Origin of the sequence: Pseudomonas sp. PS01270 (genome assembly GCF_029959775.1) — a bacterium.
GTDB lineage: Bacteria > Pseudomonadota > Gammaproteobacteria > Pseudomonadales > Pseudomonadaceae > Aquipseudomonas > Aquipseudomonas atacamensis.
The window spans coordinates 1-9791 of sequence record NZ_JASCPT010000161.1; the positions used below are offsets into that span (position 1 = coordinate 1).

Sequence of the window (9791 nt, forward strand, 5' to 3'; positions counted from 1 at the left end):
CGCTGGAATGCAACCCTGTGGGAGCTAGCTTGCTCGCTAAAGCGGTGGGTCAGTCAGCCTGTTTGTTGGATGACACTCCGCCTTCGCGAGCAAGCTCGCTCCCACAGGTGTTCGGTGGTGCTTTTAAGGTTGTTGCTCGGCCTTCAAGCGGTCGCGGAATGCCTTTGGCGAAATTCCCACCCGGCGGCGGAACAGGCGCGTGAAATTGGTCGGATCGGAAAACCCCAACAGCTCCGACATCTCGTAAATCGTCATGCTGGTGTAGGTCAGCAGGCGCTTGGCTTCCAGCAACTGACGCTCGTGCATGATCTGCAACGCCGGTTGCCCGGCCAGTTCACGGCAGGTGCCGTTGAGGTGCGACACGGAGATGCCCAGGCGATGGGCGAGGTCTTCGACCTTGACGTGCTGGCGGTAAGTCTCTTCCACCAACTGAATGAAACCGTTGAGGTATTCGCGCTGGCGTTGCGGCCGTTGGCTGGCCTTGTGCCGAACGATCGCCTGGCGGCTGACCCAGACCATGATCACGCTGACCAGCGAATGCATGAGCATTTCCCGCGCCGGTTGATGGCCGTTGTACTCGGCCTGCAACGCTGAAAACAGGCTGTTGAGATAATCGCCATCCTTGCCGGCCGGGTAGTTTTCCGCCCGAGCCAACGCGTGTACCGAATCGCCCAGTTGCGCCTGCAAATGCTTGATCAGCGGCGTGGCCAAGGTAACGATGAAGCCTTCAATATCCTCGGAAAAACGAAACCCGTGCACCGACAACGGTGGCAGCACCTGAATCGCTGGCGTCTCGAGTTGCGTGCGCTGGCCTTCGATTTCGAGCTCTGCCTGACCTTTGAAAACGAACAGCAGCTGGCACAGATCCGCATGGCGGTGAGGTTTGATTTCCCATTGATGTTCGCGACTGCGCGAGGAAATGGTTTCACAGTGCAGCAAGTCCGGGGTCGGCCAGTCCAGGCTTTCACCATAGAGCTTGAACACCGGAATAGAAGGCAGGGCAGGCTTGTTCATACTTCAATCCAGGCCTCTGGTTTTTGGGCGATAATCGCACCGATTGGCAGAATGTACAGGTATCGGCTCAGTTTTCACCTTCAATTGACAGACCCGCAAGGGAAAAATGCAAGCACTCGATCCATAAAATCATTCACCGGCTGTTGCTGCGTGAAGCTTGCGAGTCATAAAAACAATGAAAATCCTGAAAACCCAAGTCGCCATTATCGGCGCCGGTCCTTCCGGACTGCTTCTCGGCCAGTTGCTGCACAACGCTGGCATCGACACCCTGATCCTCGAACGCCAGACGCCCGATTACATTCTTGGACGCATCCGCGCCGGTGTGCTTGAACAAGGCATGGTAGAGCTGCTGCGTGAGGCCGGCGTCGGTCAGCGAATGGATGCCGAAGGTCTGGTTCATGGCGGCTTCGATCTGGCGCTGGACGGGCGTCAGGTGCACATCGACCTGCACGCGCTGACCGGCGGCAAAACAGTAATGGTCTACGGCCAGACCGAGGTCACCCGCGACCTGATGGCCGCTCGTCGGGAGGCCGGCGCGCCAACAATTTATCAAGCGAGCAATGCCGTTCCCCACGGCATGAAAAGCGACGAAGCTTTTGTCACCTTCGAAAAGGACGGTGAAAGCTGGCGCGTCGATTGCGATTACATCGCCGGTTGCGATGGTTTCCATGGCGTCGCGCGGCAGTCGATTCCGGCCGATTGCCTGAAGATTTTCGAGCGGGTCTACCCGTTCGGCTGGCTGGGCATTCTCGCCGACACACCGCCGGTCCACGACGAATTGGTCTACGCCCGCCACGAACGCGGCTTCGCCTTGTGCAGCATGCGTTCGGCCACGCGCACCCGCTATTACCTGCAAGTGCCGGCGGATGAAAACGTCGATGACTGGAGCGATCAGCGTTTCTGGGATGAGCTGAAAAAACGCCTGCCGGATGCCCTCGCGGAAAAACTGGTGACCGGTCCTTCGATCGAAAAAAGCATCGCGCCGCTGCGCAGTTTTGTCGTCGAGCCAATGCAGTACGGGCGCATGTTTCTCGTCGGCGACGCTGCCCATATCGTCCCGCCCACTGGCGCCAAGGGCTTGAACCTGGCCGCCAGCGATGTCAGCACGTTGTTCAATATTCTGCTGAAGGTCTATCGCGAAGGCCGCACCGATCTGCTGGAAAAATACTCGGAGATCTGCCTGCGCCGAGTATGGAAAGCCGAGCGGTTTTCCTGGTGGATGACGTCGATGCTGCATCGCTTCGACGAGCACGATGAGTTCAGCCAGCGCATCAGCGCTTCGGAACTGGACTACTTTGTCAGCTCGCAAGCCGGGCAAAAAACCATTGCAGAAAATTACGTCGGGCTTCCGTACGAGGCTATCGAATAGCCTGCTATCGACTTACACTGGCGAGCACTTACCCGCTCGCCTTGTCCATGCGGGTCAATCACTGCCCGCAGGTTTTCCGTGACCACTCTCAATCAGCCTGAAACGCCCAAACCGGCCATTCGCAGCGTGCTGGTCGCCTTGATGATGGCGATCTTCCTCGGTGCGCTGGACCAGACCATCGTCGCCGTGTCGATGCCGGCGATCTCCGCTCAATTCAAGGACGTCAGCCTGCTGGCCTGGGTGATTTCCGGCTACATGGTGGCGATGACCGTGGCGGTGCCGATCTACGGCAAACTCGGCGACCTGTACGGGCGGCGCAAACTGATGTTGTTCGGCATGGGCCTGTTCACCCTCGCCTCGCTATTCTGCGGCATGGCGCAGAGCATGGAACAGTTGGTGCTGGCGCGGATCCTTCAGGGCATCGGCGCCGGCGGCATGATCTCGGTGAGTCAGGCGATCATCGGCGACATCGTCCCGCCGCGTGAACGCGGGCGCTATCAGGGTTACTTCAGCAGCATGTACGCGGTGGCCAGCGTTGCCGGTCCGGTGCTCGGCGGCTACATGACCGAATACCTGTCGTGGCGCTGGGTGTTTCTGATCAACCTGCCGCTGGGCCTCGGCGCCTGGTGGGTGGCTCGGCGCAATCTGCGCGGCTTGCCGATTCCGCAGCGTAAACCGGTGATCGATTACCTCGGCACGGTGCTGATGATCATCGGCCTGACCGCGTTGCTGCTCGGCATCACCGAAGTCGGCCAGGGTCATTCATGGCGCAGCAGCGAAGTGCTCGGCCTGTTCGCTTGCGCCGTGGTGGTATTGGCGCTGTTCGTCTGGCATGAACGCCGGGCACGGGAGCCGTTGCTGCCGATGCACCTGTTCGCCAACCGCAATGCCCTGTTGTGCTGGTGCACGATTTTCTTCACCAGTTTCCAGGCCATTTCGCTGATCGTGCTGATGCCGCTGCGCTTTCAAAGCGTCACCGGCGCTGGCGCCGACAGCGCGGCGTTGCACTTGCTGCCACTGGCGATGGGCTTGCCGATCGGCGCCTATTTCGCCGGCCGCCGCACCTCGATCACCGGACGCTACAAACCGCAGATTCTCACCGGGGCGATCCTCATGCCGATCTCGATTCTCGGCATGGCCTTCAGTCCGCCACAAGCAACGCTGCTCAGCGGTCTGTTCATGTTGCTCAGCGGCATCGCTGGCGGCATGCAGTTCCCGACCTCACTGGTCGGCACGCAAAACTCGGTGGAACAACGCGACATCGGCGTCGCCACCAGCACCACCAACCTGTTCCGCTCACTGGGCGGTGCGGTGGGCGTGGCGCTGATGTCGGCGCTGCTGCTGGCGTTGCTGCACGATTCCAGCTTCGCCCATCTGGCAAACAGTTCGCTGATCAGCGAGGGGCATTCGGGCAACGTTCTGCTCGATGGCCTGAACGCAGCCCCCGGCGAAGCGCAGAACGCTTTGCGCGCGGAGCTGCTGGTGACCTTCCGCCACTTGCTCTGGGTCAGCACGGCAGTGTCGTTGCTGGGGCTGGCAGCGGCGATTGCCATGCCGAACAACCTGCTGCGCGGGCGGGAGCACGGCGCGAAATGAGCCTTTTGCGCTGATCGTTCCCACGCTCTGCGTGGGAATGCCTCAACGGACGCTCTGCGTTCGGCCTTGGATGGGACGCAGAGCGTCCCGGGCTGCATTCCCGCGCGGAGCGTGGGAACGATCATCGCGCGCTCAAGGGCTGTAGTAACCCACCGCGACGAGAAAGTGCCCGACCTTTTTCAGGTACGCATGCTTGTCCTCGATCTTGCCGGTCACCGGGTTTTTCCAGCGGTATTCATATTCGCCTTCATCCTGCTTGCCGATCAGCGCCAGAATCGGCTCACCCACCGGTTTGCCTTCCGGATCCTTGACCTTGCCAAAATCAGTGTTGATCAAGCGTAGATTGGTGCCGTGGGCGACATACCGCTGGTTGTTCAGATCGACCACGAAGACATACAGGTCATCCTGCAGATATCCGCCCTTGAGCGAGTTGATCGCAACCAGCGTGCCCTTCTCGTCCTTGCTCAGATCCGTCGCGGCTTTGTCCAGCAAGGCCCTGGCCTGCTCAGCCGAAGCCCGTGGCAAGTAGTAACCCACCGCGAGAATGCGCTGCCCGACGCGCTGATAGAACACATGCTTGCGCTCGACCTTGCCATCGGCCCAGTTCTGCCAGCGGTATTCGGCCTGCTGGATGCCGTTGCCTTCCGGCACTTTCAGCGCATCCTTGAACGCCTTCTGCAGATCCGGCCCGAGCACTTCGCTGACATCGCGGCCGATCAGCGCCGATGACGGCCCGCCACTGGCAAGCATGACGCCTTTGGTGTCGAGGACGAACACGTAGCGATCCTTGTCGACGAACTCACCCTGGCGGCTGAACGCGGCGAACGCCTTGTCGCCATTGTCGTGGTAGTAGGCCAAGGCTTTTTCCAGCAGGGCGATGGCGGCCTGACTGTCATCCTTGGCGGCAGTGGCGGCGCTGGCCTGGCCGAAGCCGGCCAACAACATCAGGCCGAGCCAGGCCACTTTATGCAAAAACCCCATAGCGCATCCCTCGTTCTTTTTGGTGTTTCAAGAGCGTAGACGGCTTGGGCTGATGTACGAGTATTCAGAATGATGCAGGGGATTACAGGCCCTTGTGGTGAGGGTATTTATTCCCGTTCGGCGGCGCAGCCGGCGCATCCGGCTGACGCGTTTTACCTGAAGATCAGGACTGCCAGCCTTGGGGCTGCTTCGCAGCCCAGCGGGGATAAATCCCCTCGCCACAAAGCACTCCAGGGAACAGATCAGTCGCTACGGGCGGGAATTGATCTGCTGCTGGAGATTCTGGATCTGCGCCTGCAAGGTATTCAGGTTGCGGGTCATCTGCGCGCGGAATGCATCGAACTCGGCAGTATTGCCGCCACCCTGTGGCGCTGCCGGGCGGTTGTCCTGCTGACTTTTCAGCACGACGATGTCCTGCTCCAGACGATCGATCGCCGCGCTCGGATTGCCCTGTTTCTTCAGCGCGGCGATATCCGCGCCGAGGCTTTTGAATTGGGCATCGAAAGCTTTCAACTGCGCATCGACCTTGCTGGTATCGGCCGGGGTGCTTTTGATGGTCGCCAGCTCGGCGCTCAAGGCTTTGACCTGAGCCTGCAACTGCGTATTGGCGTTCTGTTGTTCGGTGGTCTGCGCGGTCATCTGCGCCAGACGCTTGTCCAGTTCGCTGGCCTGCCCGGCCACGCCTTGCTGCTGCTTGCTCTGGTCGAGCAGCTTGCCTTCGAGTTGCTTGATTTGCAGCTTCAGCGCTTCGCTGTCGCTGCTGACGTTGCTCTGGCTGGCGACGACCTTGCCGGAAATATCCTGCAGGCGCCCTGCCGCTTCTTCGCTGATGCGGGCGAAGCTTTCCTGGGTGGCGACCAGTTGCTGCTCCATCAGCGAGATCTGCTGGAAGCTCCACCAGGCCAGACCGATGAAGGCAAAAAACAACGCGCCGACCAGCGCCCACAGCGGCCCGGTGCTGGCGGCCTTGACCTTGACCACTGGCGCGCTGCGCGAATGCACGGAAGTGCGGGGGCCGGGTGCGATGTCATCGTCATCGAACGGGTCGGCGCGCAGGCTTGGCACGTTGTCGAAATCGTCGTCGTGGGCATCGTTTCGCATGGACATTGAGGCAACCTTTGGCAAACGCGGTGATGGCTAAATGCTGCGAAGTATAACCGCCGCAGCCGCAGGCATTGACCCTCAACCCGCAAGGCGGTTCATTGCCGCCCGGCCGAATCGTTTCAACGGATGTCCTGGGCTTTCCACCACGCGCAGAACTCATCGAGGGCCGCCCACAGGCTGACTTTCGGATCGTAGTCGAGATAATGCCGGGCGCGGCTGATGTCGAGGGTGAAGTTTTTTTTCATGACCTGCATGCCCAGGCGCGACAGGGTCGGCTCAGGGCGTCCCGGCCAGAGCATGCACGCGCCTTCGTTGAGCGCCGCGACGCTGTAGGCCAGACCGTAGGAGCGGTATTTGCGCACCTGATCGACGTCCATCCGCCGCATCACGTAGTTGACCACGTCCCACAGCGGCACCGGCGTGCCGTTGCTGATGTTGTAGGCCTTGCCCAGCGCCGAACCTTGGGCCAACAGGCTGCTGAGCATGGCTTCGTTGAGGTTCTGCACGCTGGTGAAATCGACCTTGTTCAAGCCGTCGCCGATGATCGCCAGCCGGCCCTTGCGCTGCATCTTCAGCAGGCGCGGGAAGATGCTCATGTCGCCGGCCCCCGTCACGAAACGCGGGCGCAGGGCGATGGTTTCCAGACCGAATTCCTGGGCACCGAAGACTTTCTGCTCGGCCAGATATTTGGTCGCGGCGTAGGGATGCTTGAAGCGTTTGGGCACTTGCTCTTCGGTCAGACCGAGATGGTCGCGGCCATCGAAATAGATCGACGGCGACGACAGATGCACCAGCCGCCGCACCCGCTGCTTGAGGCACGCTTCGACGACGTTTTCGGTGACTTCGACGTTGCCCTGATGAAAGTCCTGATAACGCCCCCACACGCCAACCGCACCGGCGCAATGCACCACGGCTTCGACGTCACGGCACAGGTCGTGCACCAGATCGGCGTCGGTCAGATCGCCCGGCACGAACTCGGCACCGCGGCGCACCAGATGCTCGACGCTCTCGGCCCGGCGACCGTTGACCCGCACTTCAAGGCCCTGCTCCAGGGCGAAACGCGCAAAGCGCCCGCCAATAAAGCCGCTGGCGCCGGTAACCAAAATCTTCATCAAAAACTCCAGGGAAGCAGCTGCAAGCTTCGAGCTTTCAGCTGCAAGTTGAAACGGTACGTGTTCTTGCCGCTTGCAGCTTGACGCTTGATGCTGCGTTCAAGCCACTAGCCATTGCTTTGAGGAGCGCAGCAGTTGTTCGGTAAGCAGGTTCAGCAACTGGCCGCCATTGCGCCAATGATGCCAGTACAGCGGCACGTCGATCGGTTTATCTGGCAGCAATTCGCGCAGCACCCCGCGTTGCAACTGTTCCCGCACCTGCAGTTCCGGCACCAGCCCCCAGCCCAGACCGGCTTCGGTCAGGCGAATGAAGCCTTCGGAGGACGGGCATAAATGGTGCTCGAACGCGCCGTCGACGCCCAACAGCGCCAGATAGCGATGCTGAAGGAAATCGTCCGGACCGAACACCAGCGCCGGGGTGCGCGGCAGCTGTTCGGCGCGCACGCCATCGGGAAAATGCCGGGCGATGAAGGCCGGGCTGGCCAAGGCGCGATAACGCATGGCGCCGAGCAATACGCTGCGTGCGCCGGCCACCGGCCGCTCGCTGGCGCACAGGCACGCAGCCACTTCACCGGCACGCATGCGCTTGAGGCCGACGGTCTGGTCTTCGACGATCAGGTCGAGCAACAAATGCTGCTCGGCGCAGAAATCGCCGACGGCCTCGGCCCACCAAGTGGCGAGGCTGTCGGCGTTGAGGGCGATGCGCAAGCGATCGGGCAGGCCTTCTTCGTCGAGCGCCGGCACCACTGATTGCAAGTCGCGCTCGAGCAGACGCACCTGCTGCACATGGTTGAGCAAGCGTCGGCCGATCTCGGTCGGCGATGGCGGTGTTCCGCGCACCAGCACTGGCTGGCCGACCCGCGCTTCAAGCAATTTGATGCGCTGGGAGATCGCCGACTGCGACAGGCCCAGCACCTGTGCGGCGCGATCGAATCCGGCCTGCTCGACCACAGCGGCGAGCGCGGAAAGCAATTTATAGTCGAACATCAGTTTTCCTAATGGGCGATCAGTACTATTGGTTTTTCTTATACAGCGTCACATCGGAGAATAGCCAGCAAGCACTCTCCTTCAAGGATTTCTCTCATGTGGCAAAGCTATGTAAACGGCCTGTTGGTGGCGTTCGGCCTGATCATGGCGATCGGCACGCAGAACGCTTTTGTCTTGGCGCAAAGCCTGCGCCGTGAACACCATTTGCCGGTGGCGGCATTGTGCGTGGTGTGTGACGCAATTCTGGTCGCGGCCGGGGTGTTCGGCCTGGCGACGATCCTCGCGCAGAACCCGACCCTGCTGGCGATCGCCCGTTGGGGCGGCGCGACGTTTCTGATCTGGTACGGCAGCCAGGCGCTGCGCCGGGCCTGCTCGAAACAGAGCCTTGAGCAAGGCGAAAACCAGACCGTGCGTTCGCTGCGCGCAGTGATGCTCAGCGCTCTGGCGGTGACCTTGCTCAACCCTCACGTTTATCTCGATACGGTATTGCTGATCGGCTCGCTGGGTGCGCAGCAATCGGTGCCGGGCGCTTATGTAGTCGGCGCGGCCAGTGCATCGTTGCTGTGGTTTTTCACCCTGGCCCTTGGCGCGGCGTGGCTGGCACCGTGGCTGGCCCGCCCGAGCACCTGGCGCATTCTCGATCTGGTGGTGGCATTGATGATGTTCGCCGTGGCCGCGCAGTTGATCATCGCCGGATGATTTATTCGCAAAGGCTCTGGAACCTCTATCCCACACAGTTGTTGCGTGGTTAAGGCGCGACCCCGGTGCTATGATCCGAACCCTGCGCCGCAAAGAGTAAAAACTCGCCGGTGCATTTCCGGCCGCCCGTGATCGGCCTTGCGCTCACCGCAACAGACCTGATTAGGAGAATCATCATGGCTTTCGAATTGCCGCCGCTGCCTTACGCACACGATGCCCTGCAGCCGCACATCTCCAAGGAAACCCTGGAGTTCCACCACGACAAGCACCACAACACCTACGTCGTGAACCTGAACAACCTGGTGCCAGGCACCGAGTTTGAAGGCAAGACCCTGGAAGAAATCGTCAAGACTTCTTCGGGCGGCATCTTCAACAACGCCGCTCAGGTCTGGAACCACACTTTCTACTGGAACTGCCTGGCGCCAAACGCCGGCGGTCAACCAACCGGCGCTCTGGCAGATGCCATCAACGCAGCGTTCGGTTCGTTCGACAAGTTCAAGGAAGAATTCAGCAAAACCTCGATCGGCACCTTCGGTTCCGGCTGGGGCTGGCTGGTGAAAAAGGCTGACGGTTCCCTGGCCCTGGCCAGCACCATCGGCGCCGGCAACCCGCTGACCAGCGGCGACACCCCGCTGCTGACCTGCGACGTCTGGGAACACGCTTACTACATCGACTACCGTAACCTGCGTCCGAAGTACGTTGAAGCGTTCTGGAACCTGGTCAACTGGAAGTTCGTGGCCGAGCAGTTCGAAGGCAAAACCTTCACCGCTTAAGCTGCGCGCCAGATGAAAAACCCGGCTTCGCAGACTGTGTGAAAACCTAGCAATCTGCGCAGCGCTCAAAGAAAATGCTCCGTATCGAAAGATACGGAGCATTTTTCGTTATGGCCTACATCCAGGGACAGTCCCGCAGCCAGACCAGCCTGTTTC

9 protein-coding genes and 1 pseudogene are annotated in these 9791 nt (G+C 60.7%); 5 read left to right on the forward strand and 5 right to left on the reverse strand.

The window, feature by feature from the left end:
• Positions 1–2 precede the first annotated feature (2 nt).
• Positions 3–116 (forward strand): annotated as a pseudogene (locus QMX86_RS25570) (metal ABC transporter ATP-binding protein); the annotation flags it as partial.
• A gap of 7 nt (positions 117–123) precedes the next feature.
• Here the strand turns inward: QMX86_RS25570 and QMX86_RS25575 are convergent.
• Complete coding sequence (locus QMX86_RS25575; RefSeq protein WP_282387013.1) at positions 124–1014, reverse strand: helix-turn-helix domain-containing protein; 891 nt, start codon at positions 1012–1014, stop codon at positions 124–126.
• Positions 1015–1189: 175 nt separating this feature from the next.
• Between QMX86_RS25575 and pobA the strand changes: the two genes are divergently transcribed.
• Complete coding sequence (gene pobA, locus QMX86_RS25580) at positions 1190–2383, forward strand: 4-hydroxybenzoate 3-monooxygenase (RefSeq protein WP_073471909.1); 1194 nt, start codon at positions 1190–1192, stop codon at positions 2381–2383.
• 78 nt (positions 2384–2461) lie between these two features.
• Positions 2462–3979 carry an MDR family MFS transporter gene (locus QMX86_RS25585; protein ID WP_071173411.1) on the forward strand — a complete coding sequence of 506 codons (1518 nt, stop codon included), beginning with the start codon at positions 2462–2464 and terminating at the stop codon, positions 3977–3979.
• 132 nt (positions 3980–4111) lie between these two features.
• On the opposite strand, the gene QMX86_RS25590 is transcribed toward QMX86_RS25585, so the two are convergent.
• The 4 genes from QMX86_RS25590 to QMX86_RS25605 all read right to left on the reverse strand — a co-directional run bounded on the left by QMX86_RS25590 (position 4112) and on the right by QMX86_RS25605 (position 8163).
• Entirely contained in the window at positions 4112–4960 is an 849-nt protein-coding gene (locus tag QMX86_RS25590; RefSeq protein WP_110646251.1) for a cache domain-containing protein, read from the reverse strand.
• 249 nt (positions 4961–5209) lie between these two features.
• Positions 5210–6067, reverse strand: a complete 858-nt coding sequence (locus tag QMX86_RS25595) for an ATPase (protein ID WP_076563987.1) — start codon at positions 6065–6067, stop codon at positions 5210–5212.
• A 116-nt stretch (positions 6068–6183) separates the two neighbouring features.
• Complete coding sequence (locus tag QMX86_RS25600) at positions 6184–7176, reverse strand: NAD-dependent epimerase/dehydratase family protein (RefSeq protein WP_024014140.1); 993 nt, start codon at positions 7174–7176, stop codon at positions 6184–6186.
• Between the two features lie 99 nt (positions 7177–7275).
• Positions 7276–8163: a LysR family transcriptional regulator ArgP gene (locus QMX86_RS25605; RefSeq protein WP_073471897.1), complete on the reverse strand. Its 888-nt coding sequence runs from the start codon at positions 8161–8163 to the stop codon at positions 7276–7278.
• 96 nt (positions 8164–8259) lie between these two features.
• Between QMX86_RS25605 and QMX86_RS25610 the strand changes: the two genes are divergently transcribed.
• Together QMX86_RS25610 and QMX86_RS25615 are read left to right on the forward strand one after the other, a co-directional pair.
• Entirely contained in the window at positions 8260–8862 is a 603-nt protein-coding gene (locus tag QMX86_RS25610; RefSeq protein WP_016773432.1) for a LysE/ArgO family amino acid transporter, read from the forward strand.
• A gap of 176 nt (positions 8863–9038) precedes the next feature.
• On the forward strand, positions 9039–9635 hold the full coding sequence (locus QMX86_RS25615; RefSeq protein ID WP_016773431.1) for a Fe-Mn family superoxide dismutase: 597 nt from the start codon (positions 9039–9041) through the stop codon (positions 9633–9635).
• Positions 9636–9791: the final 156 nt, after the last annotated feature.

Coding starts and splice junctions, on each gene's coding strand:
- QMX86_RS25575 (WP_282387013.1), bottom strand. CDS start 1,014: ATGAACAAGCCTGCCCTGCCTTCTATTCCGGTGTTCAAGCTCTATGGT.
- pobA (WP_073471909.1), top strand. CDS start 1,190: ATGAAAATCCTGAAAACCCAAGTCGCCATTATCGGCGCCGGTCCTTCC.
- QMX86_RS25595 (WP_076563987.1), bottom strand. CDS start 6,067: ATGTCCATGCGAAACGATGCCCACGACGACGATTTCGACAACGTGCCA.
- QMX86_RS25600 (WP_024014140.1), bottom strand. CDS start 7,176: ATGAAGATTTTGGTTACCGGCGCCAGCGGCTTTATTGGCGGGCGCTTT.
- QMX86_RS25615 (WP_016773431.1), top strand. CDS start 9,039: ATGGCTTTCGAATTGCCGCCGCTGCCTTACGCACACGATGCCCTGCAG.
- QMX86_RS25605 (WP_073471897.1), bottom strand. CDS start 8,163: ATGTTCGACTATAAATTGCTTTCCGCGCTCGCCGCTGTGGTCGAGCAG.
- QMX86_RS25610 (WP_016773432.1), top strand. CDS start 8,260: ATGTGGCAAAGCTATGTAAACGGCCTGTTGGTGGCGTTCGGCCTGATC.
- QMX86_RS25590 (WP_110646251.1), bottom strand. CDS start 4,960: ATGGGGTTTTTGCATAAAGTGGCCTGGCTCGGCCTGATGTTGTTGGCC.